Raw genomic sequence first — 24,839 nt, forward strand, 5'->3', positions numbered from 1 at the left:
CCCCCCCCTGTCCCCCGTCGAAAGGCACGTCACCGCCATGATGCTCCGCACCGCCGCGACCGCCGCGGCCGCCGTGTCCCTCGCCCTCGCCCTGGCCGCCTGTTCCGGCACCACGAAGGACAGCGTGGGCAAGGACTCCGCGAAGTCCGGGGCCACGGCGAAGGCCGATCCGGACGCGCCGCTGAAGAAGGGCCTGAAGCTGGCCTTCCTGCCCAAGCAGATCAACAACCCGTACGAGAAGATCGTGGACGACGCGGGCATCGCGGCGGCCCTGGAGTACGGCGGCACGGGCAAGGAGGTCGGCCCCTCCGACGCCGGCGCCTCCTCGCAGGTCAGCTACATCAACACGCTGATCCAGCAGCGCCAGGACGCGATCCTGGTCGCGGCCAACGACCCCAACGCGGTGTGCGGCCCGCTGAAGCAGGCCATGAAGAAGGGCATCAAGGTCGTCGCGTACGACTCCGACACCGCCAAGGACTGCCGTCAGCTCTTCATCAACCAGGCGAGCTCCGAGCGGATCGGCCGCAGTCTGGTGCAGCACCTCGGTGAGCAGATCGGCTACCGGGGGAAGGTCGCGATCCTCTCGGCCACCCAGAACGCCACCAACCAGAACACCTGGATCGGCTTCATGCAGGACGAGTTGAAGCTGCCGAAGTACAAGGACATGAAGCTGGTGAAGGTGGCGTACGGGGACGACGCCGACCAGAAGTCGTTCCAGCAGACGCAGGGCCTGATGCAGGCGTATCCGGACCTGAAGGGCATCATCTCGCCCACCACCGTCGGCATCGCCGCCGCCGCCCGCTATCTGAGCGACTCCTCGTACAAGGGCAGGGTCGTGCTGAACGGTCTGGGCACGCCGAACCAGATGCGCAAGTACGTCAAGGACGGCACGGTCGAGCAGTTCTCGTTGTGGAACCCGCAGGAGCTGGGCCACCTCGGTTCGTACGCCGCCGCCGCGCTGGCGTCCGGGCAGATCACCGGCGCGCAGGGGGAGAAGTTCAAGGCGGGCAGGCTCGGCGAGTACACGGTCGGCAAGGACGGTGAGGTCATCCTCGGCGAGCCGACCGTCTTCGACCGCAAGAACATCGACAAGTTCGACTTCTGACCGGACACCGGGGGCCCGCACCGTGCAGCGTGTCTGTTTTCCGCTGACCATACGCAAGGACCGGATCGACGAGTACCGCGAGCGCCACGCCGCGGTCCGGCCGGACCTGCTCGCCGCGCTCCGTGCGGCCGGCCGGACAACCACTCGCTCTTCCTGCGGGAGGACGGCCTGCTCGTCGGCCATCTGGAGACACCTGACTTCGACGCGGCCCGCGAGGCGATGGCCGCGACCGGGGTCAACGAGCGGTGGCAGCGCGACATGGCGGACTTCTTCGAGCAGCCGGAGGCGGCCGGCGAGGCGACGGTCCCGCTCACCGAGGTCTTCCACCTCGCGTGAGCGGGACCGCCGCCCGGCTCAGAGATCGGCCCCGACCGCTGCCAGCAGGGCGAACGCGGCGAGGGAGAGCGCCGTCCGGACCAGGTGGAGCCTGTTCCAGCGGGCCTCGAACGCCGCGCGGGCCGCGCTGTCGTCGCCGCCCTCGGACTCCGCGAGCGCCTTGTTCAGCGGGATGTTGCCGCCGATCGTGATCAGGTGCCCGGCGACCGCGCAGACCAGCGCCGCGACGGCGAGCACCCGGTCCGTGCCGCCGTCGCCGCCGAACACGACGACCGCCGGGAGGGCGATCACCCCCAGGAAGAGGAGCAGGAAGACCGGTCCGGGCACCTTCTCGTTGAAGCGGCGCATGGCGTCGGTGAACCGCTCGTCGGGCAGTGCCGCGATGCCGGGCATGATCGCGATCCGGAACGTCAGCATGAATCCGGCGTAGAGGCCCGTCGTGATCACGGCAAGCGCCAGGAACAGGGAGGACAGGGAGGACGACATGCCGAACATCATGGCGTCGCCGGGCGCCCCGCACAGCCGGATTGCGCAGGTCGGCGCGGACCGCAGCGGCTCTCCCCAGCCCCGCGTGCAGGTCGGCGCGGACCGCACCGGCTCTCCCCGCCCCCTCGTGGACGTCGGCGCGGACCACACCGGCTCTCCCCAGCCCCTCGCGCAGGTCGGTGCGGACCGCGCCGGCTCTCCCCGGCCCCGTGCCCCGTTCAGTCCAGTTCGCCCTCCCGCGCTCCCCCGGAACCGCCGTCGCCCGCCCCTCCCCTGAGCCGGTCGGCCTGCCCGATCGCGGTCGCCAGCTTCCGTACGGATTCGTCCTCGGTGGCCTCCGCCAGCCTGCCCGCCCGCGAGGCGAGTTCGCCGAGGCCGGGCGCGCCGGGCAGTTGTTCGCCGCGCAGTGACCCGGCGAACCAGGCGGCGACCGCGGTCACCTGGAGACGCTTGCTGTCGCCGTCCCACAGCGGTCCGCCGATCGCGCCCGTCGCCACCGTGCCCTTCTCCTCGTGCGGTGCCCGGGTCTTCGGGTCCAGCCAGCGCACGGTGGCCGTCGCCACGTGCCCCGAGGCACCCGTCCTGAGCCGTACGGCGTAGAGCGCGGTCACGGTGTGGCCGGGGCCGACCTCGCCGCCGTCGACGCGGTCGTCGCGGAAGTCCTCGTCGGCGACCTTGCGGTCCTCGTACCCGATGAGCTTGAACTGCTTGACGGTCTTCGGGTCGAAGGCGACCTGGGCCTTGGCGTCGCGCGCGGTCAGTTCGAGGTGGGCGGGCAACTGGTCGACGAAGACCTTGCGGGCCTGCTCCTCGTCGGCGATGTAGGTGGTGTGGCCGTCGCCCTTGTTGGTGAGCTGCTCCATGAACGCGTCGCCGTAGTCGCTGCCGACGCCGACCCCGAAGAGAGTGATGCCGTGGTCCCGGCGGGCGGAGCCGATGCGTTCCAGGACGGCCGCGGCGTCGGTCTCGCCGGTGTTGGCGAGGGCGTCGGAGAGCAGCACGACCCGGTTGTTGGCGCCTTCGACATGGCCGTCGACCGCCTCGTCGTACCCGCGGCGGATGCCGGCCTCCACATTGGTGGAGTCGGTGGGTTCCATGGAGTCGACCCGGTCGCGGATCCGGCCCCGGTGGTCGCGCAGCCGGGTCATCGGCAGCAGGGTCTTCGCCTCGTCGCTGAAGGTGACCAGGGAGACTGAGTCGTCGTCGCGGAGTTCGTCGGTGAGGATGTCCAGGGACTTCTTCACCAGGTCGAGGCGGCCCGCCTCGGCCATCGAGCCGGAGATGTCGACGACGAAGGTGAGTGCGGCGGGCGGGCGTTCGTCACGGGCGGGGGCGGCCCGGGTGGCCAGCCCGACCCGTACCAGCGACCAGTCCTCGCCCTTGTCCCCGGCGCGGGCCCCGTCGACGTTCACGCTGAAGCCGTTGCCGTCCGGGCGCCGGTAGCCCTGGCGGAAGCTGTTGACGAACTCTTCGGGCCGCACGGTCGACGGCTCCGGCAGACTGCCGTCGGCGAGGGTGCGGCGGGCGTAGCCGTACGAGGCGGTGTCGACGTCCAGGGCGAAGGTCGACAGGTAGTCGGGGGGTGCGGATTCCCGCAGCCCGTCCTGCCTCTTCGCGCCGTCGCTCTCGGCCGCGCCGGCCGAGGCCGCGGGCCCGGGTCCCGGACGCGAGCCGCCCCGGCTGTCGGTGGCGGCCTTGGTGCCGCTCGACGTTCCCGAGCACCCGGTGAGCAGCACCCCGCCCGCCACCAGCGCCCCGAGTGCGGCCCGCGTTCCCCGCCATGTCCGTACGTGCCGCCCTGTGCGTTTGTCCGTCCGGCGTTCCATCGCCTGCCCCCAACGTCGTCGTACCAGCACTTGTGAATGTGACGTGCGAGGCGGCGCCGGGGAGCAGACGAAGACGTTGCGGATCTGTCTCGATGCGGCAACGAAGGCCGGGGATCCGGCGGAACGTCAAGGTCAGGACACGATGTCCTTACGACTGAACCCCCGGAAGGCGAGCGCGAACAGAATCAGGGCACAGGTCACCGAGACCGCCGCCCCCTTGGCCATGCCGCCCCATTCCAGGTCCGGCTGGAGCGCGTCCGCCCAGGCGAACTGCCAGTGCGCGGGCAGGAATTCGCGCCAGGACCCGAGCGCGGTGACGGCGTCCAGCACATTGCCGACGATGGTCAGTCCGACCGCGCCGCCGACCGCGCCGAGCGGTGCGTCGGTCTTCGTGGACAGCCAGAACGCCAGTCCCGCGGTGACCAGTTGGGACACGAAGACGAACGCGACGACGAGCGCGAGCCGGGGCACGGTCGCCGAGGCGGCGAGCACGCCCCCGGTGGGCAGTTCGAGCGGCCCCCAGCCGTACGCGGCGGCTCCCGCGGCCAGCGCGACGAGCGGCAGCAGCACCATCGCGGCCAGGCTGAAGCCGAGCGCCACGACGAGCTTGCTCCACAGCAGCCTGGCCCGTGGCACGGGTGCGGCCAGCAGGTAGCGCAGCGACGACCAGCCGGCCTCCGAGGCGACGGTGTCGCCGCAGAACAGCGCGACCGGGATGACCAGCAGGAAGCCGGCGGAGACGAACAGGCAGGTCGCGGCGAAGTTCGCGGCGGACGCGGTCGCGGTGTCCATCAGGGTGATCCGGTCGCCGCCGCCGCCCCGCGAGTCCGGGGTGCCGCCGATCGCGAACGCGACGATCAGGACGAACGGCAGCGCGGCCAGCACGCCGCCCATGATCAGGGTGCGGCGCCTGCGCAGTTGGCGCATCGCCTCGACGCGCAGCGGCAGGGTGTGCCGGGCCCGGTAGCCGGGGGCCGCGGCGCCCCCGGTGAGATCGACTGCGGCACTCATGCGGAGCCTCCGGAGATCAGGGTGAGGAACGCGTCCTCCAGGCGGCGGTGCGGTCCGACACCGGTCAACGGCACGTCCAGCCTGACCAGTTCGGTGATCAGCCCGGACGCGGTGGCGCCGTCGAGCCGGACCAGCAGTCCGAGTCCGTCGTCGGTGCGGACCGCCGAGCCGATCCCCGCGAGCGCGGCGATCTTCTCCACCAGGGGCTCGGGGACCTCCCGCGCGGTGGTGACGAGCAGCATGTCGCCGGAGCCGGTGATCTCGGCGACCGGTCCCGCCTGGACGAGTCGGCCGCGGTCCATGACCACGAGGTGGGTGCAGGACTGTTCGACCTCGGAGAGCAGGTGGCTGGAGACGATGACGGTCCGGCCGCTGGCCGCGTAACGGATCATCACGTCACGCATCTCGCGGATCTGGGGCGGGTCGAGGCCGTTGGTCGGTTCGTCGAGGATCAGCAGGTCCGGCATGCCGAGCATGGCCTGGGCGATGGCGAGCCGCTGCCGCATGCCCTGCGAGTACGTGCGGACGGCGCGGGCCAGGGCGTCGCCGAGCCCGGCGATCTCCAGGGCCTCCTCCAGGTGCGCGTCCTCGGCGGGGCGCCCGGTGGCCTGCCAGTACAGCTCCAGGTTGGCGCGCCCGGACAGGTGCGGCAGGAAGCCGGCGCCCTCGACGAACGAGCCGACCCGGGACAGTACGGGCGCCCCTGGCCGGATGGCCTGGCCGAAGACCCGGATCTCGCCGTCGTCGGGGGTGATGAGCCCCATCAGCATCCGCAGGGTCGTGGTCTTGCCCGCGCCGTTGGGGCCGAGCAGTCCGAGCACCTGCCCCTTCTCGACCCCGAAGGACAGCTCCCGCACGGCGTACCTGTCGGCGGATCCGGAGTACTTCTTCGACAGGCCGGTGATCCGCAGCGGTACGTCGGCCAGGGCCGGATCGGGTGCGGGCGTCGCGGTGCGGCGGCGGGCGGTGAGCAGCAGCAGGGCGGCGATCACGACGGCGGCGGCCGGGAGTCCCCAGGCCCACCAGGGCAGCCCGGCCGCGGCGGTCTTCAGAGCGGGGGCCGTGGGCAGGCTCAGCGGTCCCGCGGGGGTGACGGTGTACGTCGTCGGCTCGGCCGGTGAGGCGTAGCCGAGGTCGGTGGCGGCCAGGACGAGCCGGAGCCGGTGTCCGGCGTCGAACCGGTGGTCGATGGCGGGGAGGGTCAGCCGGACCGGCTTGCCCTGCTGGTCCGGGGTGATGCGGAAGGGGGCGACGAGCTGGGCGGGCAGTACCTGCTGCTTGCCGTCCGGCGACACGTCGTACACCTTGCCGAACAGCACCGCGTCGCCGTGCTCGGCCCTGACGTCGACCTGGACGGCCGGCGAGCCGGTGACGCTCAGCGGCTCGTTCAGCGGGGCGGAGTCGAAGCGGGCGTACTGGCCGGGGAAGTCGATGGAGAGGCCGACGCCGAGGGAGGACAGCCGGGCGAGGCCGCCGCCGACTCCGGGTACGGCGGAGATGGCGGGCGGGTTGGCCCCGGCGGGGTTGCGGAACGTCTTCGCGCGCCCGCCCAGGCCGACGCTCCGTGCGCCGCTGCTCAGCCCCGGGTAGGTGGCGCTGGTCGCCCCCCGGGTGAGGGCGGCCCCGTCGGTGGAGTCGATGCCTCCGGTGCGGGTGACGCGGAAGCCGGGACCGGTGGAGGCGCCCTCGTCGTCCTTCAGGTAGCGGTCGAACCAGTCGCCGATCCGCCGCTGGACCCGGTCGGTCTCCGGGTCGCCGCCGTCGTGTCCGCCGGCGATCCAGTCGACGGCGACCGGTGCGCCGTTGCCGCTGATGGCCTCGGCCATGGCGTCGGCCTGCCCGAGCGGGAAGAGGGAGTCGGACTGGCCCTGCACGATGAGCGCGGGCACCTTGATCCGGTCGGCGACGGCGCTCGGCGAACGTTCGGTGAGCAGGGCACGCGCCGCGGCGTCGGGCTTGCCGCTGACGGCGACGCGTTCGTACATCTCGCAGAGCCGCTTCTCGAACTTCTGGCAGCCGCCGCCGGTGGTGACGAAGATTCCGGCCCAGAGCTTCTTGAAGACCCCGTCGGGGAACAGCGCGTCGGCGAGGTTCCAGTAGGTGATCTGCGGGGCGATGGCGTCGACCCGCTTGTCGTACCCGGCGGCGAGGAGGGACACGGCTCCGCCGTAGGAGGCGCCGGTGACCCCGACGCGGGGGTCGCCCTTCGCGTCGAGTTCCACCTCGGGCCGGGCCGCGAGCCAGTCGATCAGCCGGGACACGTCCGCGACCTCGCGGTCGGGGGCGTTGAGCGAGATGTCCCCGCCCGACTTCCCGAACCCTCGGGCGGACCAGGTGAGCACGGCGTACCCGGAGCGGGCCAACTGCTCGGCCTGCGCCCGCACATCGTCCTTGCTGCCGCCGAAGCCGTGCCCGATCAGCACGGCGGGCCGGCGTCCGGTACCGCCGGCGGTGAAGTACGAGGTGTCGAGGGACACTCCGTCGGCCTTCATCATCCGGTCCTGGCGGTGCACGGCGGGCCCGCTGTCGCCGGCCGCGGCGTTCCAGGTGCCGGCTCCGGCCACCACGGCGAGCGCCGCGAGGCCCGCGGCCCACCGGCCGCCTCTGCGGCGCGCCGGCCACCGCCACCTGGACCTGCTCGCTTCGGGAGTCTCCATGGTGCGACTTTAAGCGGGCTGCCGCGGCGGGCGGCCAGCCACCAGGGGGAGGTCTCCGGCCTCCTTGCGGCGTACGCGATCGGCGCCCGTACTCCATGCGCGGTATGCCGGGCCGTCGGTGCGCGGAGGGCGGCCGGATGCCCGGTGGCGAGGGCGGCCGGATGCCCGGTGGCTCACATGGTGTTGACGATGAGGCCGATGTGGGTGAAGTAGTTGAGCCCGCCGAAGAGCAGGAACGCCAGACCGGCCAGTGCCCAGACGACGCCGGTCACCGGGGCCATCCGGCTCGACGGCCGCCGCAGCACGAACGGGAACAGCAGCGCACCGATGCCCACCAGGACGTACAGCCCGGACATGAAGCTCGCCTCCAGGATCGGCCACCGCGCGAACTCCCCGGAGATGGGCTCCTCGGGCGGTGCGGCGAAGAGGGTGTACTTCCAGCCCGCGGCGGCGATCCCGAAGCAGGCGAGCCCCATCCCGAACACGAAGACGGAGATGGGCATGGCGACGCGGGCCGACTGGACGATGCGGTCCGCACTGTTGAGTTCGGCTCCGCGTTTCCAGAGGTAGAAGGCCGCGGCGAAGAGGAAGACCCCGAAGGCGAGCGCCGGTTCACCGAAGATGACGTTGTCGAACGGGAAGCCCTGCCCGGCGAGCGGCCAGGTCAGGGTCATGTGGAGGCCCGTGGTCACCAGGGTGAAGCCGAGGGCTCCGAACGCGAGGACCCAGCCTTCGGGGTTGACGGTGCGTCCGGGCGTGAGGAGCTGACGGCCCAGCGCCACCACGAGCAGCAGCCCCGCGCCGGCGGCCACCGACATGATCGTGTTGTACGTCGGCATCCTGGCCCAGTCGATCTTCAGGCCGGATGCCGCCAGGGGGATGACATGGTGAATCATTCCGGGAGCGTATCGATGAATATGCGCTTGATGCGGCATTTGTCCACTCGTCCGGGCCACGGATGCGTGTGCGCACCTCCACTCCTCGGGCCCGCCCTTCACGGATCACCGGCGCCCGACCGGACCCAGGCGGTCTTGTCATGGACACCCGGTCGCGCTCTACTCGCATAGACCGATGCGATCGCCCCCCTCCCGCCCACCGGATGCCGGTGGTCGCACCGGCGCCCCCGCAGTGCTCCGACTCCCGGCAGGAGAGACCCTCTTGAGTACTTCCACACCGCTGCGCACGGCACTGATCGGTGTCGCCCTGGCCGCGACCGCCCTGGTCCCGCTCCAGGGCACCGCGCTGGCAGCACCGTCCGGAACGGACACGGCGGCCGCCACCACCGCCGTCTCCACCTCCTCCTCGGTCTCCGGAATCGAGGACGCCACCGCGCTCGCGCTCGCCCGGTCCCTGGCCGATCCGGACTGGAACAGAGAGGTCCGCAGAGCCACCCTGTCCGCGGACGCGGTCGGCCTCGGCGCACTGGCCGGCGACGCCACCGCCCCGGCCGGCCGGAAGCTCGCCGCCCGGATCACCGCGGCCGACCGGGGCGTCGCCGCCGCCAAGGGCCTGGGCAGCGGCGCGGGTCCGCTGCTGCGGCTCGGCCTGGCGGACGCGTCGATGAAGGACCGGCTCGCCCGGGGCACCGCCCCTCTGGTGGCGGCCGCTCCGTCCGACGACGACGGCGCCTCGACCTTCACCGCGTACGACAGCCGGGGCGCGGCCCATGAACTGCCCCTGGACAGCGCCACCGACCGGCCGGTCTACCTCGTCGACATCGACGGCGCGAAGGCCGTCGCCGAGGGGCTGAAGGTCATCGACAAGACTCTGGAGGCCAAGGGCCTCGGCCCGACCGCGCCGTCCGCCGGAGCCGGCCTGTCCGCCGCGTCGGGCATCGACACCACCCGGATCGACTCGGTACGGCTCAGCGACGTCGAAGAGCCGTTCTTCAAGGGCGACGCCGAGATCTTCACCCTCGTCACGGGATTCGGCAAGGACGGCAAACCACGCGTCGACACCGTCGAGATGCCCTATCTGAACAAGGAGGACACGACCTACTACCCGGGCCAGGTCCTGGTGAACTGGTCCTCCTACAAGTACGACATGGCCGACGCGGTCATGATGGAGGACGACGGGGACACCAACTACCAGGCGCTGGCCAAGGCCATCGCCGCGGTCCTGCTCACCATCACCGACCAGGGCGCGTACATCCCGCTGGTCGACGCGCTGCTCGACGCCATCCCCACCAGCTGGTGGACCGACGACCCGGACTACGTCGAGTCCTGGTACACCCTCGCCAGGAGCAGCAGCGGTCAGCGCAACGGCGCCGCGGGCAACGGCTGGATGACCGTCTCGCCGTACCACGTGCCGGAGCTCTGACCACCCGGGACATCCCACGCACCATCACGCACCATCACGCGCCGGAGCGTGCGCGGAGCGCGGTGCCGCGCATGCTCCGGGGTCCGGCCGGGCCGGGCCGGAGTCAGGCCGCCGCCCGTGCCGGGAGCGGGACGCCGCCGAGCGGGTACGGGGTCTCCTCGGGCAGGAGCGCCGCCGCGTCGTCGAGCCGCCCGGCACGCACCCGTTCGTGGACCTGCCGGGCGAGCGGGGTGACGTCGCGGACGGACACCGTCCACTCGTCCGCGTACCGCCGTGACGCCTCGCCGCTGAGCCCGAGCTGGAGGGAGCGGTACGGCAGCCGGTTCAGACACAGGTCACGCTCGGGGTCCCACTGGACGCGGGCCGGGGCGCGGCGCAGGTCCCGCTGCCAGGCGGCGCGGTCGGGGTGGACTCCCCTGACGTAGTGGGAGAGTTCGGCGTGCTCCAGGGCCCAGTCGAAGCCCTCACGGGTGATCTCGACGGCCAGCACGATCTCCTGACCCTCCTTCAGCGCCCAGCCGCAGCGGTACATCATCCACAGGAAGCTCGGCTTGATCCATGTCATGCGATCGCGCTTCCAGGCTTCGGGGAAGCGCCCGTCACGGGCGGCGGGCACGCCGATCAAGGGGGCGTACGCCTGGTAGACGGTGACGGTGGTGTCCGTGTGCTGGGCGCGTATCTCGTACTGCGGCCTGGTCGGAGCGGTCATGGCCCCATCAGAACACCGGCCCGTCGGGCGCGGCGAACGGTTTACGGTCGTACCGGAGTCCGGGGCTCCGCAGGGTGGGTGGGCGGACCTGTCATCCGAGGGGGCTGACATTCGTCATACGGAGTCCGGTACACGCGGCTCTGCCGGGCACCGGGCCCCGGCGGCCAGTCTGTACGTATCGAGGGCGGGGCCGGAAAGGCGCCGCCGATACGCGGGAGAGGACCCCCTCATGACCAGCCCGGCCGCCACCGTCACCGCCCCGGTCGCAGATGCTCCGGCCGTCACCGCCCCGCACCCGCCGCGCAATGCCCTGCTGGACAGCCTGATGCCACTGCTGGTGGATGTGGGGGTGCCGCTCGCCTCGTACTACGCGCTGAAGGCGGCGGGCCTGGGCACCTTCGCCGCGCTGGCCTGGAGCAGTGTGCTGCCGGCGGTGCGCACCGTGTGGGGCGTGGTGCGCAAGCGCCGGCTCAACGGGCTGGCGGCGCTGATCGTGACGGTCAATGTGGTGAGCCTGCTGACCAGTCTGGCGGTCGGGGACCCGCGGCTGATGCTCGCCAAGGACAGCGGGGTGAGCAGCGTCATCGGGCTGGTGATCCTGGTGACCGCGCTGAAGGGGCAGCCGATGATGACCGCGGGGGTGCGGCCCTGGCTGGTGAAGGGCGACGCGGCCAAGGACCGCGCCTGGCAGCGGCTCGCGGCGGGGTCGGCGGCGTTCCGGCGGGCGGAGATCCGGTTCTCGGCGGTGTGGGGTGCGGCGCTGCTGGGCGAGTGCGTGCTGCGGGCCGTGGGCGCGTACACGCTGCCGGTGGAGACGATGGTGTGGCTCGGCACGGTGGTCATGGTGATGACGCTGGTGTTCGCGTTCCTGCTCTCGGGCCGGGTGGGCGCGGTCCCGATGGAGCGGATGATCGCCGAGGAGGCCGGTGCCGGGAAGGCGGCGGACGCCGCGCTCTGACGGACCGGACCCGGCGAAGGGGCCGGTGGGGGAGCCGCGAACGGCTCCCCCACCGGCCCCTTCCGGGTCTCTTCGGGGCTCCGGCGATTACCTGGGAGGTAATTGAGCCGCCCCCCGCCCGCTCCTACCGTTCCCGTACGGGCCGGCCGGCGGCTGCTCGCCGCCCGCGTGACAACGGAAGGAAGACCCCATGATGTCGTCCCACGACGCGGGTACGGTCACGGCCGCGGACGCCGCCCGTTCCGACAGCCTGCTCCGGTTCGCCCTGCTGGCGGACGTGGTCCTCACCGGCGCCAACGGCATCGGCTATCTGGCGCTCGCCACGGTCCTGGACTCGTTCCTCGGCGTGGACCGCTCGGTGCTCTACCCGGTGGGGGTGTTCCTCACGGGGTACGCCCTGTGGCTGCTGGCCGTCGCCCGCCGGGAGGACATCGGCCGCGGCGCGGTCGCCTTCGTCATCGCCCTGAACACGGCGTGGGCGCTCGCCGGTGTACTGGCCGTCGCCGTGGACGCGCTGACCGCCACCGGCGTCGGCAACGGCTGGATCGTCTTCCAGGGTGTGGTGGTGGGGGCGATGGGGGCGTTGCAGTACGCGGGGCTGCGGCGGCTGTGAGCCGTACGGCGACGGCCCGTACGGGCGCGGGGGCATCCGTACGGGCCGTCGGGGCCGGGCCGTTGATCAGTGGTTGCGGGGGAAGCCCAGGTCCACACCGGCCGGGGCGTCGGCCGGGTCCGGCCAGCGGGTGGTGACGACCTTGCCGCGGGTGTAGAAGTGCACGCCGTCGTTGCCGTAGATGTGGTGGTCGCCGAAGAGCGAGTCCTTCCAGCCACCGAAGGAGTGGTAGCCGACCGGCACCGGGATCGGCACGTTGACGCCGACCATGCCGGCCTCGATCTCCAGCTGGAAGCGGCGGGCGGCGCCGCCGTCGCGGGTGAAGATCGCGGTGCCGTTGCCGAACGGCGAGGCGTTCATGAGGGCGACGCCCTCCTCGTACGTCTCGGTGCGCAGCACGCACAGGACCGGGCCGAAGATCTCGTCCTTGTACGCGTCCGAGTCGGTGGACACGTTGTCGAGGAGGGAGAGGCCGATCCAGTGGCCGTCCTCGAAGCCGTCGACGGTGAAGCCGGTGCCGTCCAGGACGACGTCGGCGCCCTGGGCGGCGGCGCCCGTGACGTAGGAGGCGACCTTGTCGCGGTGGGCGGCGGTGATCAGCGGGCCCATCTCGGACGCCGGGTCGTTGCCGGGGCCGATCTTGATCTTCTCGGCGCGCTCCTTGATCTTCGCGACGAGCTCGTCGGCGATGGAGCCGACGGCGACGACCGCGGAGATGGCCATGCAGCGCTCACCGGCGGAGCCGTACGCGGCGGAGACCGCGGCGTCGGCCGCGGCGTCGAGGTCCGCGTCGGGCAGCACCAGCATGTGGTTCTTCGCGCCGCCGAGCGCCTGGACGCGCTTGCCGTTGGCGGTGGCGGCGTTGTGGATGTAGCGGGCGATCGGGGTGGAGCCCACGAAGGAGACCGCGGCGACGTCCGGGTGGTTCAGCAGCCCGTCGACGGCGACCTTGTCACCGTGCAGGACGTTCAGCACGCCGTCCGGCAGACCGGCCTCGGCGGCCAGTTCGGCCAGCAGGTTGGCGGCCGAGGGGTCCTTCTCGCTGGGCTTGAGGACGAAGGTGTTGCCGCAGGCGATGGCGAGCGGGAACATCCACATCGGCACCATGGCCGGGAAGTTGAACGGGGTGATGCCGGCGACGACGCCGAGCGACTGGCGGATCGAGGAGACGTCGACCCGGCTGGAGACCTGGGTGGACAGCTCGCCCTTGAGCTGGGTGGTGATGCCGCAGGCCAGCTCGACGATCTCCAGGCCGCGGGCGACCTCGCCCAGCGCGTCCGAGTGCACCTTGCCGTGCTCGGCGGTGATCAGCGCGGCGATGTCGTCGCGGTGGGCGTCGAGCAGTGCCCGGTAGCGGAACAGCACCGCGGTGCGGGCGGCCAGCGAGGACGTGCCCCAGGTGGCGTAGGCGTCCTTGGCGGCGGCGACCGCGGCGTCGACCTCTTCGAGGGAGGCGAGCGCGACCTGGGTGGTGACGGCGCCGGTGGCCGGGTCGGTGACCGGGCCGTAGTTGCCCGACGCGCCCTCGACGGTCTTGCCACCGATCCAGTGGTTGACGGTCTTCATGACAAAACTCCTTCAGAGGTGGGGGCGTCGGTCGGCGACGTGACGTTCGTACACTTCCCGGGCTTTCACAGCCGGTGGCCGGGTGGCCGTTTCGGCTACGGGAACATCCCACCACGCCTGCGCCGGAGGGGGGCCCGACACAATGTCTGCCGTTTCGGTCTCGACGTAGACACAAGTGGGACGGTCCGCACCACGCGCCTCGGCAAGCGCTTCACGCAGGTCACGCACCGTCCTGGCGCGCAGTACCCGCATGCCGAGCGAGCCGGCGTTGGCGGCGAGATCGACGGGCAGCGGCGGGCCGGTGAACAGGCCGTCCGTCCCCCGGTGCCGGTAGGCGGTACCGAGACGCTCGGCGCCGACCTGCTCGGACAGGCCGCCGATGGAGGCGTAGCCGTGGTTCTGGAGGACGACCAGCTTCACCGGGAGTTCCAGCTGGACGGCGGTGACGATCTCGGTGGGGTTCATCAGATACGTGCCGTCGCCGACCAGCGCCCAGACGGGACGGCCGGGGGCGGCGAGCTGGACCCCGATCGCGGCCGGGATCTCGTAGCCCATGCAGGAGTAGCCGTACTCCACGTGGTACTGGTGCGGGGAGCGGGCCCGCCAGAGCTTGTGCAGGTCGCCGGGGAGCGAACCGGCCGCGTTGATCAGGATGTCGTCGTCGGTGACCAGGGCGTCCAGGAGGCCGAGGACCTGGGCCTGGGTGGGCCGGGCGTGCGGGTCCGGGGCGGTGAACGCGGCGGTGACGCGCCGCTCCCACTTCTCCTTGGCGTCGGTGTACTCCGTCTCGTGGGCGGGGTCGACCCGGTGGTTGCGGGCGGCGAGCGCGGCGGTGAGGGCTTCGAGGGCGGTGCGGGCGTCGGCGACGAGCGGGAGGGCGCCGAGCTTGTGGGCGTCGAAGCCGGTGATGTTGATGTTGAGGAAGCGGACCGCCGGGTCGGCGAAGAGCGTGCCGGAGGCGGTGGTGAAGTCGGAGTAGCGGGTGCCGATGCCGATGACGAGGTCGGCGGTGCGAGCCAGCTCGTCGGCGGTCGCGGTGCCGGTGTGGCCGATGCCGCCGACGTCGGCGGGGTGGTCGTGGCGCAGCGAGCCCTTGCCCGCCTGGGTGGTGGCGACGGGGATGCGGGTGGCGGCGGCGAACGCGGCGAGGGTCTCCTCGGCGGCACTGTGGTGGACCCCGCCGCCCGCCACGATCAGCGGCCTGCGGGCGGTGCGCACCGCCCGTACCGCCCGGTCGAGTTCGTACGGATCGGGGGCGGGGCGGCGCACGTACCAGACGCGTTCGGCGAAGAACTCCGCCGGCCAGTCGTACGCCTCCACCTGCACGTCCTGGGGCAGCGCGAGCGTCACGGCGCCGGTCTCCGCCGGGTCGGTCAGGATCCGCATCGCCTGGAGGGCGGCCGGGACCAGGGCCTCGGGGCGGGTGATCCGGTCGAAGTAGCGGGAGACGGGGCGCAGGCAGTCGTTGACGGAGATGTCACCCGCGAACGGGACTTCGAGCTGCTGGAGCACGGGGTCGGCGGGCCGGGTCGCGAAGGTGTCCCCGGGCAGCAGGAGGACCGGGAGGTGGTTGACGGTGGCGAGGGCGGCACCGGTGACGAGGTTGGTGGCGCCGGGGCCGATGGAGGTGGTGACGGCCTGCGCGGAGAGCCGGCCCGACTGGCGGGCGTAGCCGACGGCGGCGTGCACCATGGCCTGTTCGTTGCGGCCCTGGAGGTAGGGCATCGCCCGGCCGGACTCGACGAGCGCCTGGCCGACGCCGGCGACGTTGCCGTGGCCGAAGATGCCCCAGGTGGCGCTGATCAGGCGCTGCCGGCGGCCGTCGCGCTCGGTGTACTGGCGGGACAGGAAGGAGATCAGGGCCTGGGCGGTGGTGAGGCGGCGGGTACTGCTCATGGGCGCGGCTCCGTCCCGTCGAAGGGGAGTGTGGTCATGGACGGCTCCGTCCCGTGGAGAGGGAGTCCGGTCACGGGCGCGGCTCCGTCCCGTGGAGAGGGAGTCCGGTCACGGGCGCGGCTCCGTCCCGTGGAAGGGGAGTCCGGTCACGGGCGCGGCTCCGTCCCGTGGAAGGGGAGTCTGGGGTCCACCGGTTGCGCGGGCCAGGTGTCGCGGATCCAGCCGTGGTCCGGATGGTCGCTGATCAGCCACTCCCGCTGCTCCCCCGGGCCCGCCATCACGTTGAGGTAGTAGAGGGTGCGGCCGGGCGGGGCGATGGACGGGCCGTGCCAGCCGTCGGGGATCAGGACCGCGTCACCGCTGCGGACCTCGGCGAGGACGTCCGTACCGCCGGGGCGGGAGGGCGAGACCCGGTGGTAGCCGAGGCCGTCGTGCTCCACCTCGAAGTAGTAGATCTCCTCCAGCACGGATTCGGCGCCGGGGCGGTGCTCGTCGTGCTTGTGGGGCGGGTAGGACGACCAGTTACCGCCGGGGGTGAGCACCTCGACGGCGATCAGCCGGTCGCACTCGAAGGTGTCGGCGGCGGCGAAGTTGTTGACCTGGCGGGAGCAGTTCCCGGAGCCGCGCAGTTCGACGGGTACCTCCGGCGCGGGGCCGTAGCGAGCGGGGAGTCGTCGCTCGCACTTCGCTCCTGCCAGGGCGAAGCGGCCTCCTGCGCCGGAGGCGATCTGTGCATGGGCGTCACGCGGTACGTACGCGAAGTCGGATACCCCGCTGAACACGCTTTCCCGGCCCAGCAGTTCAAAGATCTCACCTGAGGAGTGCACCGTACAGCCACCGGTCAACGGCAGCACGATCCACTCGCTCCCGCCGGTGACGAGCGTGTGGACTGCGCCGGGGGCGAGTTCCAGGACCCGCAGGCTCGACCGGTCCCAGCCGGCCCGCTCCGGGCCGATGTCCAGGGTGTACGAACCGTTCGCCGTGCTCCCGGCCTTCAGGTGGTGCCGCGATCCGTCGTCCGTCGTCATGGTCGCTCCCCATCCGTTGTCCGGCCCGTTTCCGGCTCTCTCGGCTCCAGCAGCGAAACGGCCGTGTCGACGGCCGCGGTCACCTGACCGTCGGCCGGGTACAGCAGCGAACGCCCCACCACGAGCCCCTGCACGGTGGGCAGTCGCAGCGCCGTGCGCCATTTCTCGAACGCCCCGTCCAGGTCGTCGCCCACCTCCCCGCCCAGCAGCACCGCGGGCAGCGTCGACGCCTCCATCACCCGGGCCATGTCGTCGGGGTTCTCGGTGACGGGAACCTTGAGCCAGGTGTACGCGGACGTCCCGGCCAGCCCGGACGCGATGGCGATCGAGGTGGTGACCGCCTCGGCACCGAGGTCGTTGCGGACGTGGCCGTCGGTGCGGCGGCAGAGGAACGGCTCGACGAAGACCGGCAGCCGGTGCGCGGCCATGGCGTCGATGGCGCGGGCGGTGGCGTGCATGGTGTCGAGCGAGCCGGGGTCGTCGTAGTCGATCCGGAGCAGCAGTTTGCCCGCGTCGAAGCGGAGCCGGGCGAGGTCCTCGGGGCGGTGGCCGGTGAACCGGTCGTCGAGCTCGAAGGCCGCGCCCGCGAGCCCGCCGCGGTTCATCGAGCCGATGACGACCTTGTCCTCCAACGCGCCGAGGAGCAGCAGGTCGTCGAGGATGTCGGCGGTGGCGAGCACTCCGTCGACACCGGGGCGGGAGAGGGCGAGGCGGAGCCGTTCCAGCAGCTCGAAGCGGTTGGCCATGGCCAGTGCGCGGTCGCCGACGGAGAGCGAGCCGCGGGCCGGATGGTCGGCCGCGATGATCATCAGCCGTCCGCCGCCGCCGACCAGGGGGCGTCTGCGGCGTCGCGCGGCGGCTTCGGCGACGGCCTCGGGGTGGCGCATGCGCAGCTGGACGAGCTCGGAGACGGAGGAGGCCGCGGGTGTCATGGGGTGGCTCCGGTGGGGCGGGAGGTGACGGCGCCTTCGGTCAGGGCCGCTTCGACCTCGGACGGGAACGGCATGGCCGACGAGCAGGCGAGCCGGGAGGCGACGATGGCCCCGGCGGCGTTGGCGTACCGCATGACGCGCGTGATCCCCCAGCCCGCGAGGAGCCCGTGGCAGAGCGCCCCGCCGAAGGCGTCACCGGCGCCGAGGCCGTTGACCACCTCGACGGGCAGTGGCGGCACCTCGGCGACCGTGCCGTCGCGGTGGACGGCGAGCACACCCGCGGGGCCCTGTTTGACGACGGCGAGTTCGACGCCCGCGCCGATCAGGGCGCGGGCGGCCGCGTGCGGTTCGCGCTCACCGGTCGCGATCTCGCATTCGTCGAGGTTGCCGACGGCGACGGTGGCGAGGGCGAGGGCCTCGCGGTAGCGGGCTCCGGGGTCGTCCTCCTGGGCGTTCCAGAACATCGGGCGCCAGTCGAGGTCGAAGACGGTGGTGCCGGAGCGGTCGCGGGCGCGCAGTGCGGCGAGGGTCGCGGTCCGGCTCGGTTCGGCGCACAGCCCGGTGCCGGTCATCCAGAAGACCCGGGCGGAGCGGACCGCCGCGAGGTCCAGCTCCGAGGCGTGGATCTCCAGATCGGGGGCCTTGGGCTGCCGGTAGAAGTAGAGGGGGAAGTCGTCGGGCGGGAAGATCTCGCAGAAGGTGACCGGTGTCGGATACGCGTCCACGGGCGTCACCCACCGGTCGTCCACCCCGAACTCCCGCAGCTGGTGGTGGAGATACTCCCCGAAGGCGTCCCGGCCGGTGCGCGTCACCACCGCCGTCCGCCGGCCCAGCCTGGCCGCCGCGACGGCGACGTTGGACGGTGAGCCGCCGAGGAACTTCCCGAAGCTCTCGACCCGCGCCAGGGGCAGACCGGTCTGCAGCGGGTAGAGATCCACACCGATGCGGCCCATGGTGATGACGTCGTACCGCTCAGGCATGACCATCCCTTCGACCGCCGTCCGGGGTGACTGCCCCCAGGTCTAGCCCTCCCCCGGAACCCTGTCAATGCTTTGTCCGGACATACGGACGAATGATTGACACCTGCCGCCCCGGCCGGAACCCTGGACGGCATGACCTCCTCCGCAGTGGCCCCGTCCCGTATCCGCATCGGTTCGGCACCCGACTCGTGGGGGGTGTGGTTCCCCGACGATCCGCGTCAAGTGCCCTGGCGTCGCTTCCTCGACGAGGTCTCCGCGGCGGGTTACGAGTGGATCGAGCTGGGCCCGTACGGCTACCTCCCGACCGACCCGGTCCGCCTCGCCGACGAGACCCGCCGCCGGGGGCTCTCGGTCTCGGCCGGGACCGTCTTCACCGGATTGCACCACGGGCCGGGTGTCTGGGACCGGACCTGGGCGCATGTCGCCGACATCGCGGCACTCACCCGGGCGATGGGCGCCGGGCATCTGGTGGTCATTCCCTCGTTCTGGCGCGACGACCGCACGGGCGAGGTACTGGAGGACCGCGGCCTCACCGCGCGGCAGTGGCGCGATCTCACCACCCAGACGGAGCGGCTGGGCCGCGAGGTGCTGGACCGCTTCGGGCTGCGCATCGTCGTCCATCCGCATGCCGACACCCACATCGACACCGAGGAGAACGTCGCCCGCTTCCTCGACGCCACCGATCCGGACCTCGTCTCGCTGTGCCTCGACACCGGGCACTACGCCTACTGCGGCGGCGACAGCGTCAAGCTGATCGAGACCTACGGCGAGCGGATCGGCTATCTGCACCTCAAGCAGGTCGACCCGGAGGTCCTGGCCCGGGTGGTGGCGGACGAGGTGCCGTTCGGCCCGGCCGTGGCGCGCGGTGTGATGTGCGAACCACCGGGCGGGGTGCCCGCGCTGGAACCCGTGCTGGCCGCCGCCCGCGGGCTGGGCGTCGACCTGTTCGCCGTCGTCGAGCAGGACATGTACCCGTGCCCGCCCGACAAACCGTTCCCGATCGCCCGCCGCACCCGGGACTTCCTCCGCTCCTGCGGGGGTCCGGGGCGGGGGCCGGACACGCCGAGCGGTCCGGGGACGTGACGTAGCGGCGGTGTGCGGTGTTGTCCTCGGTGAGAGGCCGGGGCGCGGCCCCGGTCGCGTCCCTCCGCCGTACGCCACACCACCGCACAAGGAGCAGTTCGCCATGATCCTCCGTAAGTCGCTGCCGCCCCTCGGGACGGTCACCGCCCCGGCACTGACCGCGGCCGCCCTGACCTCGGTCGCCCTGGTCGCCGCCCTCGCCTCGGCGCCGGGAGCCTCGGCCGACGGCACGGGCAACCCGGCACCGCCGCCCGGCTCCAGCCCGGTCTGCGCCTTCTACGACGGCGATCGGCCGACCGCCTTCGGCGAGCAGGGGGAGCCGGTCTCCCAGGTGCAGTGCCTGCTGGCCAACCGTCACTATCTGCGGTGGTCCGCGGTCGACGGGACGTTCGGGGCCGAGACGCTCGTCGCCGTGCAGCGCTTCCAGGCGGACCACCCGCCGCTGGTGCCGGACGGCCGGGTCGACGGGGCCACCTGGTCGGCGCTCTGGCACGCGGGACCGAACCGTGTGACCCCGCTGCCCTTCCCGTAGCGCGCCCGCTCCCTCCGCAGGCCCCTCCTGAGCACCGTGCGGTGCCCCTGAACACCGCGTGGGCCTCTCCCGAACGCCGTGCGGTGCCCCTGAACACCGTGCGGCGCCTTCTGTCCGGAAGTTCACCCCCTCGTCACCGATGTCACCATTTCGCTGCCGTTCGGTCACAGGGGGTCGACAGCCGCTCCCCCGAGTCCGTCCGATGTCGTTGCACCGGGCGCCGGCTGAGTGATCGTCAGCGGCGCGCAGCTCCCCCGGCGGCCTTCCGGGCCGCCGCTGCGGTGCAGAGAGGTGTCACTCATGACGGACGGAAGGCTCTGGTCCTACAAGGACATCGCCGCGCACATCCAGGTGCAGCCGGACACCGTCCGCTCCTACCGCAAGCGCGGCCTCCTCCCGGCGCCCGACCGGGTGGAGAGCGGCAGGCCCTACTGGTACGCGGACACCGTCCGCGCCTGGGTCGCCTCAAGACCCGGCAACCGGGGGCGCGGGGCCTGACGCCCCCACTCCCGTACGGCGGCGGGCGGGAGCGCTCGCCGCCGTACGGGAGTCCCCCCTCGCCGTCTCCCCCTCCCCACCTCGCCTCGCCCGAATGCCGCACGGCGTCATACGCCATAGGGTCGGACGAATCACCAGATATGTGCGACGTGCACGCGAGACGCAGAGGGAGTCCGTGTGAATTGGTACAGCGACCCCGCCGGTCCGCCGTCCGCCGCCTCTTCCACCGGCCGGCCGGGGCCCGCCCCCGGGCACGCCCCGCCCCCACCGGCTCCGCCGCAGCCGCGTCCGGGGCTCTGGAAGCGGTGCCTGTGGGGCGGCATCGCCCTCTGGCTGCTGACCGCGGTTGTCACGTACACCACCCGGAACACCACCCTGCTGCCGACCCTCATCCTGCTCGGCAGCTTCCTGGTCCCGGCCGTCTTCGTGCTGTGGGCGTACGAGCGGCACGGCCGCGACCTCGGCGCGAGCCTCATCCCCGGCTGCTTCCTGACGGGCGGGATCCTGGGCGTGCTCGGCGCCTCCCTCATGGAGTCCTACCTGCTGCACCCGTCCCTCTGGATGTTCCTGGGCGTCGGACTGATCGAGGAGGCCGTGAAGCTCCTGGCGCTGATGTTCGTGCTCCGCCGCCACCCCGGCGTCCACGGCATGCGGGCCGGGCTGGTGCTGGGCGCGACGGTGGGATTCGGGTTCGCCGCGTTCGAGAGCGCCGGCTACGCCTTCAACGCCGCCGTCACCATGAAGGGCATCGACCTGCGCGCACTGCTGGAGACCGAGGTGCTGCGCGGGGTGCTCGCGCCGTTCGGGCACGGGCTCTGGACCGCGATCGCCGGTGGCGTACTGCTCTCGTTCCGGAAGCCGAACGGGCGTTTCCGCCTCGCCGCGCCCGTGATCGGCACATATCTCGGAGTCGCCGTGCTGCACTCGCTCTGGGACTCGATGCACGGCATCGCGATCTGGCTGGTGGCCAGGGTCACCGACACGGGTCTGAGCCGTGCGCTCTTCGCGCAGGGATACATCCCGGCCCCCACCGACGAGCAGCGGCACCTGTTCACCGCCTTCTCCATCGGCGGCCTGGTCGTGATCACGCTCGTCGCACTGGCCTGGCTGCGGTCACTGGCGCGCGGCGCACGGGACGCCGGAGCGGACGGACGGCCACCCGCTCGCATTCATACCCCCTAGGGGTATAGTGTGAAGCGTGTCGGGGCGCACCGGGCTCCCGGAGTTCCCGACGCACCGCCTTCTGTACCCCTCACCCTTTGTGCTCGTCGAAGAGGAGAACACCATGACCGCCGAGACCCAGCTCCCCCAGGCCACCGGCTCCTGCTGCTCGCCCAGCGGCTCCTGCCACGACGGCGCGGGCGCCGCCGCCCAGGAGGGCGGGGTGACCACCGTCTACCAGGTGTCCGGCATGACCTGTGGGCACTGCGAGGGCGCCGTCTCCGAGGAGATCTCCGGCATCGAGGGTGTCACCTCGGTGAAGGCCGTGGCCTCCACCGGCCAGGTGACCGTCGTCTCGGCGGCCCCGCTGGCCGACGACGCCGTGCGCGCCGCCGTCGACGAGGCCGGCTACGAGCTCGTCGGCCGGGCCTGAACACCGTCGGCAGCACCCGCTGCACCGGGCGCACCCGCGCCCCCTCTGTGCCGCCGGGCCGGACCTGCCAGCAGATACTGGTGGAGTACGGCCCGGTCGGCATTTCAGGAGTTCGGACATGCACAGCACAGCGGAGACCGAGGCCCGGACGGCGGAGGACTCGACCGCCGAGCTCACGATCGGCGGGATGACCTGCGCCTCCTGCGCGGCCCGCGTCGAGAAGAAGCTCAACCGGATGGACGGTGTCACCGCCACCGTCAATTACGCGACCGAGAAGGCCAAGGTGGCCTTCGGGCCGGGGACCGGCCTCGCGGATCTGATCGCCACGGTCGAGAGGACCGGCTACACCGCGCAGCCGGTGCGCCGCCCCGAACCGCCCGCGCCCACCCCACCACCGACTCCGCCACCGTCGGCCTCGACTGCCCGAGCCCGCACCGACACCGACGACCGGGTCACGCACCGCACCGACACCGGAGACCGGGCCACGCACCGCGCCGACACCAGCACCAGCACCAGCACCAGCACCAGCAACGGTGCCAGCGTCGGTGCCGGCACGAGCGCTTCCGAACACCAGGACGCCGGCCCGGCTCTCGCCCCACTGCGGCAGCGTCTGATCGTCTCGGCCGTCCTCGCCACCCCCGTCGTCCTGCTCGCGATGGTCCCGGCCCTCCAGTTCGACAACTGGCAGTGGCTCTCGCTCACCCTCGCCGCCCCCGTCGTCGTCTGGGGCGGGCTGCCCTTCCACCGCGCGACCTGGACCAACCTCCGGCACGGCGCGGCCACCATGGACACCCTGGTCTCGATCGGCACCCTCGCCGCCTTCGGCTGGTCGCTGTGGGCGCTCTTCCTCGGCGACGCGGGCATGACGGGGATGCGGCACGGCTTCGACTTCACCGTCTCGCGCGACGGGGCCTCCTCGACCATCTATCTGGAGGTCGCGGCCGGCGTCGTCACCTTCATCCTGCTGGGCCGCTATCTGGAGGCGAGGTCCAAGCGGAAGGCCGGTGCCGCCCTGCGCGCGCTGATGCACCTGGGTGCCAGGGACGTCTCCCTGCTCCGGGACGGCACGGAGGTACGCGTCCCCGTCGCCCGGCTCGCCGTCGGGGACCGCTTCGTGGTCCGCCCCGGCGAGAAGATCGCCACCGACGGCACCGTCGTCGAGGGTGCCTCGGCCGTGGACGCGTCGATGCTGACCGGTGAGTCGGTCCCCGTGGAGGCCGGGGTCGGCGACTCCGTCACCGGGGCCACCGTCAACACCTCCGGCCGGCTCGTCGTCGAGGCCACCCGGGTCGGCGCCGACACCCAGCTCGCCAGGATCGCGAAGCTCGTCGAGGACGCCCAGAACGGCAAGGCCGAGGTGCAGCGCCTCGCCGACCGGATCGCCGCCGTCTTCGTACCCGTGGTGCTGCTGATCGCGCTCGTCACCCTGATCGCATGGCTGCTCGTCACGGACGACGTGACCGCCGCGTTCACCGCGGCGGTGGCCGTACTGATCATCGCCTGCCCCTGCGCCCTGGGCCTGGCCACCCCCACCGCCCTCATGGTCGGCACCGGACGCGGCGCCCAGCTCGGCATCCTGATCAAGGGCCCCGAAGTCCTGGAGACCACCCGCCGCGTCGACACGATCGTCCTCGACAAGACCGGCACCGTCACCACCGGCCGGATGACCCTCCTCGACATCCACACCGCCGAAGACACCGACGAAACCGACGTGCTCCGGCTCGCGGGAGCACTGGAACACTCCTCCGAACACCCCATCGCCCAGGCCGTCGCCGCCGGAGCCGCCGAACGCACCGGCGCACCCCTGCCCACCCCCGAGGACTTCACCAACATCGCCGGACTCGGCGTCCAGGGCGTCGTCGAGGGCCACACCGTCCTCGTCGGCCGTCCGCAACTGCTCGCCGACGCGGGCATCGACATCCCCGAGGCCCTGTCCGGCGCCGTCACGGACGCGGCGGCCGAGGGCCGTACCGCGGTCGTGGTCGCCTGGGACGGAAAGGCACGCGGCGTCCTCGCGGTGGCCGACAGGATCAAGGACTCCAGCGCGGAGGCGGTCGCCGAGTTCCGCGCGCTCGGCCTCCATCCCGTTCTGCTGACCGGTGACAACCGTGCCGTGGCCGAGGCCGTGGCCCGTACCGTCGGGATCGACGAGGTCCACGCCGAGGTGCTCCCCGAGGAAAAGGTGCACGTCATCGAGGGGCTGCGGGCCCGTGGGCGCTCCGTCGCCATGGTCGGGGACGGGGTCAACGACGCGGCCGCCCTCGCCACCGCGGACCTCGGGCTGGCGATGGGGACCGGCACGGACGCCGCGATCGAGGCGAGCGACCTCACACTGGTTCGTGGAGATCTCAAGGTGGCCGTGGACGCGATCCGGCTCTCCAGGCGCACTCTGACCACGATCAAAGGCAACCTTTTCTGGGCATTCGGCTATAACACAGCCGCCCTGCCCCTTGCGGCATTTGGCCTGCTCAACCCTATGATTGCGGGAGCGGCGATGGCGTTCTCATCGGTCTTCGTCGTGACGAACAGCCTCCGGTTGCGCGCCTTCACGTAATTTCCACAAAGAGATCCAGATCACATGGATTTCGGGGTAACCATCCGGCGGGTTCGTGAGTCTAAGAGTGCGATGCCAAGGATGTCTTGGGGGACGTCCGTCGGAGCGTCTTGGGGGACGCTGCGGGCAAGCGTTGGCCGGGGCACGTGCACCGGG

General features: G+C 72.1%; 21 protein-coding genes and 1 pseudogene. 11 read left to right on the forward strand and 11 right to left on the reverse strand.

What is annotated here, in order from left to right:
• The first annotated feature begins 37 nt into the window (after positions 1–37).
• Both rhaS and ACGF8B_RS20525 read left to right on the forward strand, forming a co-directional pair.
• Positions 38–1,105: a rhamnose ABC transporter substrate-binding protein gene (gene rhaS / locus ACGF8B_RS20520; protein WP_392740351.1), complete on the forward strand. Its 1,068-nt coding sequence runs from the start codon at positions 38–40 to the stop codon at positions 1,103–1,105.
• 22 nt (positions 1,106–1,127) lie between these two features.
• A pseudogene (locus tag ACGF8B_RS20525) lies at positions 1,128–1,441 on the forward strand (L-rhamnose mutarotase).
• An 18-nt stretch (positions 1,442–1,459) separates the two neighbouring features.
• On the opposite strand, the gene ACGF8B_RS20530 reads toward ACGF8B_RS20525, so the two are convergent.
• The 5 genes from ACGF8B_RS20530 to ACGF8B_RS20550 all read right to left on the reverse strand — a co-directional run bounded on the left by ACGF8B_RS20530 (position 1,460) and on the right by ACGF8B_RS20550 (position 8,317).
• Positions 1,460–1,927, reverse strand: coding sequence for a DUF1772 domain-containing protein (locus tag ACGF8B_RS20530; RefSeq protein WP_392740354.1), 468 nt, complete (start codon positions 1,925–1,927; stop codon positions 1,460–1,462).
• Positions 1,928–2,145: 218 nt separating this feature from the next.
• Complete coding sequence (locus ACGF8B_RS20535; protein ID WP_392740356.1) at positions 2,146–3,753, reverse strand: von Willebrand factor type A domain-containing protein; 1,608 nt, start codon at positions 3,751–3,753, stop codon at positions 2,146–2,148.
• A gap of 132 nt (positions 3,754–3,885) precedes the next feature.
• Complete coding sequence (locus ACGF8B_RS20540; protein WP_392740359.1) at positions 3,886–4,764, reverse strand: ABC transporter permease; 879 nt, start codon at positions 4,762–4,764, stop codon at positions 3,886–3,888.
• Positions 4,761–7,421, reverse strand: coding sequence for an alpha/beta fold hydrolase (locus ACGF8B_RS20545; RefSeq protein WP_392740362.1), 2,661 nt, complete (start codon positions 7,419–7,421; stop codon positions 4,761–4,763). Before ACGF8B_RS20545 ends, ACGF8B_RS20540 begins: the two co-directional genes overlap by 4 nt.
• Positions 7,422–7,594: 173 nt before the next feature.
• Positions 7,595–8,317: a DUF981 family protein gene (locus ACGF8B_RS20550; RefSeq protein ID WP_392740365.1), complete on the reverse strand. Its 723-nt coding sequence runs from the start codon at positions 8,315–8,317 to the stop codon at positions 7,595–7,597.
• A gap of 262 nt (positions 8,318–8,579) precedes the next feature.
• Here ACGF8B_RS20550 and ACGF8B_RS20555 point away from each other — a divergent pair, with 262 nt between their 5' ends.
• Complete coding sequence (locus ACGF8B_RS20555) at positions 8,580–9,740, forward strand: DUF3103 family protein (RefSeq protein WP_392740367.1); 1,161 nt, start codon at positions 8,580–8,582, stop codon at positions 9,738–9,740.
• Positions 9,741–9,843: 103 nt separating this feature from the next.
• Here the strand turns inward: ACGF8B_RS20555 and ACGF8B_RS20560 are convergent, their stop codons facing one another.
• Positions 9,844–10,449 (reverse strand): DUF4291 domain-containing protein, encoded by a 606-nt coding sequence (locus ACGF8B_RS20560; protein WP_392740370.1) that lies wholly within the window; start codon positions 10,447–10,449, stop codon positions 9,844–9,846.
• 229 nt (positions 10,450–10,678) lie between these two features.
• On the opposite strand from ACGF8B_RS20560, the gene ACGF8B_RS20565 reads away from it, so the two are divergent.
• Positions 10,679–11,407 carry a VC0807 family protein gene (locus ACGF8B_RS20565; RefSeq protein ID WP_392740373.1) on the forward strand — a complete coding sequence of 243 codons (729 nt, stop codon included), beginning with the start codon at positions 10,679–10,681 and terminating at the stop codon, positions 11,405–11,407.
• Positions 11,408–11,597: 190 nt separating this feature from the next.
• Positions 11,598–12,020, forward strand: a complete 423-nt coding sequence (locus ACGF8B_RS20570) for a hypothetical protein (protein WP_392740375.1) — start codon at positions 11,598–11,600, stop codon at positions 12,018–12,020.
• A gap of 66 nt (positions 12,021–12,086) precedes the next feature.
• Here ACGF8B_RS20570 and mmsA read toward each other — a convergent pair whose 3' ends face one another.
• The 5 genes from mmsA to iolC form a co-directional block, all read right to left on the reverse strand.
• Entirely contained in the window at positions 12,087–13,586 is a 1,500-nt protein-coding gene (mmsA, locus tag ACGF8B_RS20575; protein WP_392740378.1) for a CoA-acylating methylmalonate-semialdehyde dehydrogenase, read from the reverse strand.
• A 12-nt stretch (positions 13,587–13,598) separates the two neighbouring features.
• Complete coding sequence (gene iolD / locus ACGF8B_RS20580; RefSeq protein ID WP_392740380.1) at positions 13,599–15,482, reverse strand: 3D-(3,5/4)-trihydroxycyclohexane-1,2-dione acylhydrolase (decyclizing); 1,884 nt, start codon at positions 15,480–15,482, stop codon at positions 13,599–13,601.
• 146 nt (positions 15,483–15,628) lie between these two features.
• Positions 15,629–16,510: a 5-deoxy-glucuronate isomerase gene (gene iolB, locus ACGF8B_RS20585; RefSeq protein WP_392740383.1), complete on the reverse strand. Its 882-nt coding sequence runs from the start codon at positions 16,508–16,510 to the stop codon at positions 15,629–15,631.
• On the reverse strand, positions 16,507–17,442 hold the full coding sequence (locus ACGF8B_RS20590) for a deoxyribose-phosphate aldolase (RefSeq protein WP_392740386.1): 936 nt from the start codon (positions 17,440–17,442) through the stop codon (positions 16,507–16,509). Before ACGF8B_RS20590 ends, iolB begins: the two co-directional genes overlap by 4 nt.
• Positions 17,439–18,422 (reverse strand): 5-dehydro-2-deoxygluconokinase, encoded by a 984-nt coding sequence (gene iolC, locus ACGF8B_RS20595; protein WP_392740388.1) that lies wholly within the window; start codon positions 18,420–18,422, stop codon positions 17,439–17,441. The genes ACGF8B_RS20590 and iolC overlap by 4 nt, the downstream gene beginning before the upstream one ends.
• Positions 18,423–18,554: 132 nt before the next feature.
• Here iolC and ACGF8B_RS20600 point away from each other — a divergent pair, with 132 nt between their 5' ends.
• The 6 genes from ACGF8B_RS20600 to ACGF8B_RS20625 all read left to right on the forward strand — a co-directional run bounded on the left by ACGF8B_RS20600 (position 18,555) and on the right by ACGF8B_RS20625 (position 24,683).
• Positions 18,555–19,505: a sugar phosphate isomerase/epimerase family protein gene (locus ACGF8B_RS20600; RefSeq protein ID WP_392740391.1), complete on the forward strand. Its 951-nt coding sequence runs from the start codon at positions 18,555–18,557 to the stop codon at positions 19,503–19,505.
• 103 nt (positions 19,506–19,608) lie between these two features.
• Positions 19,609–20,037: a peptidoglycan-binding protein gene (locus ACGF8B_RS20605; protein WP_392740393.1), complete on the forward strand. Its 429-nt coding sequence runs from the start codon at positions 19,609–19,611 to the stop codon at positions 20,035–20,037.
• 300 nt (positions 20,038–20,337) lie between these two features.
• Complete coding sequence (locus ACGF8B_RS20610; RefSeq protein ID WP_392740396.1) at positions 20,338–20,535, forward strand: helix-turn-helix transcriptional regulator; 198 nt, start codon at positions 20,338–20,340, stop codon at positions 20,533–20,535.
• A 177-nt stretch (positions 20,536–20,712) separates the two neighbouring features.
• Positions 20,713–21,717, forward strand: coding sequence for a PrsW family intramembrane metalloprotease (locus ACGF8B_RS20615; RefSeq protein WP_392740398.1), 1,005 nt, complete (start codon positions 20,713–20,715; stop codon positions 21,715–21,717).
• Positions 21,718–21,820: 103 nt separating this feature from the next.
• Positions 21,821–22,129, forward strand: coding sequence for a heavy-metal-associated domain-containing protein (locus ACGF8B_RS20620; RefSeq protein WP_392740401.1), 309 nt, complete (start codon positions 21,821–21,823; stop codon positions 22,127–22,129).
• Positions 22,130–22,247: 118 nt separating this feature from the next.
• Positions 22,248–24,683 (forward strand): heavy metal translocating P-type ATPase, encoded by a 2,436-nt coding sequence (locus ACGF8B_RS20625; RefSeq protein WP_392740404.1) that lies wholly within the window; start codon positions 22,248–22,250, stop codon positions 24,681–24,683.
• Positions 24,684–24,839 lie beyond the last annotated feature (156 nt).

Source organism: Streptomyces sp. NPDC047917, assembly GCF_043204345.1.
Taxonomy (GTDB): domain Bacteria; phylum Actinomycetota; class Actinomycetes; order Streptomycetales; family Streptomycetaceae; genus Streptomyces; species Streptomyces sanglieri.

Coding starts and splice junctions, on each gene's coding strand:
- rhaS (WP_392740351.1), top strand. CDS start 38: ATGATGCTCCGCACCGCCGCGACCGCCGCGGCCGCCGTGTCCCTCGCC.
- ACGF8B_RS20530 (WP_392740354.1), bottom strand. CDS start 1,927: ATGTCGTCCTCCCTGTCCTCCCTGTTCCTGGCGCTTGCCGTGATCACG.
- ACGF8B_RS20535 (WP_392740356.1), bottom strand. CDS start 3,753: ATGGAACGCCGGACGGACAAACGCACAGGGCGGCACGTACGGACATGG.
- ACGF8B_RS20540 (WP_392740359.1), bottom strand. CDS start 4,764: ATGAGTGCCGCAGTCGATCTCACCGGGGGCGCCGCGGCCCCCGGCTAC.
- ACGF8B_RS20545 (WP_392740362.1), bottom strand. CDS start 7,421: ATGGAGACTCCCGAAGCGAGCAGGTCCAGGTGGCGGTGGCCGGCGCGC.
- ACGF8B_RS20550 (WP_392740365.1), bottom strand. CDS start 8,317: ATGATTCACCATGTCATCCCCCTGGCGGCATCCGGCCTGAAGATCGAC.
- ACGF8B_RS20560 (WP_392740370.1), bottom strand. CDS start 10,449: ATGACCGCTCCGACCAGGCCGCAGTACGAGATACGCGCCCAGCACACG.
- ACGF8B_RS20565 (WP_392740373.1), top strand. CDS start 10,679: ATGACCAGCCCGGCCGCCACCGTCACCGCCCCGGTCGCAGATGCTCCG.
- ACGF8B_RS20570 (WP_392740375.1), top strand. CDS start 11,598: ATGATGTCGTCCCACGACGCGGGTACGGTCACGGCCGCGGACGCCGCC.
- mmsA (WP_392740378.1), bottom strand. CDS start 13,586: ATGAAGACCGTCAACCACTGGATCGGTGGCAAGACCGTCGAGGGCGCG.
- iolD (WP_392740380.1), bottom strand. CDS start 15,482: ATGAGCAGTACCCGCCGCCTCACCACCGCCCAGGCCCTGATCTCCTTC.
- iolB (WP_392740383.1), bottom strand. CDS start 16,510: ATGACGACGGACGACGGATCGCGGCACCACCTGAAGGCCGGGAGCACG.
- ACGF8B_RS20590 (WP_392740386.1), bottom strand. CDS start 17,442: ATGACACCCGCGGCCTCCTCCGTCTCCGAGCTCGTCCAGCTGCGCATG.
- iolC (WP_392740388.1), bottom strand. CDS start 18,422: ATGCCTGAGCGGTACGACGTCATCACCATGGGCCGCATCGGTGTGGAT.
- ACGF8B_RS20600 (WP_392740391.1), top strand. CDS start 18,555: ATGACCTCCTCCGCAGTGGCCCCGTCCCGTATCCGCATCGGTTCGGCA.
- ACGF8B_RS20605 (WP_392740393.1), top strand. CDS start 19,609: ATGATCCTCCGTAAGTCGCTGCCGCCCCTCGGGACGGTCACCGCCCCG.
- ACGF8B_RS20610 (WP_392740396.1), top strand. CDS start 20,338: ATGACGGACGGAAGGCTCTGGTCCTACAAGGACATCGCCGCGCACATC.
- ACGF8B_RS20620 (WP_392740401.1), top strand. CDS start 21,821: ATGACCGCCGAGACCCAGCTCCCCCAGGCCACCGGCTCCTGCTGCTCG.
- ACGF8B_RS20625 (WP_392740404.1), top strand. CDS start 22,248: ATGCACAGCACAGCGGAGACCGAGGCCCGGACGGCGGAGGACTCGACC.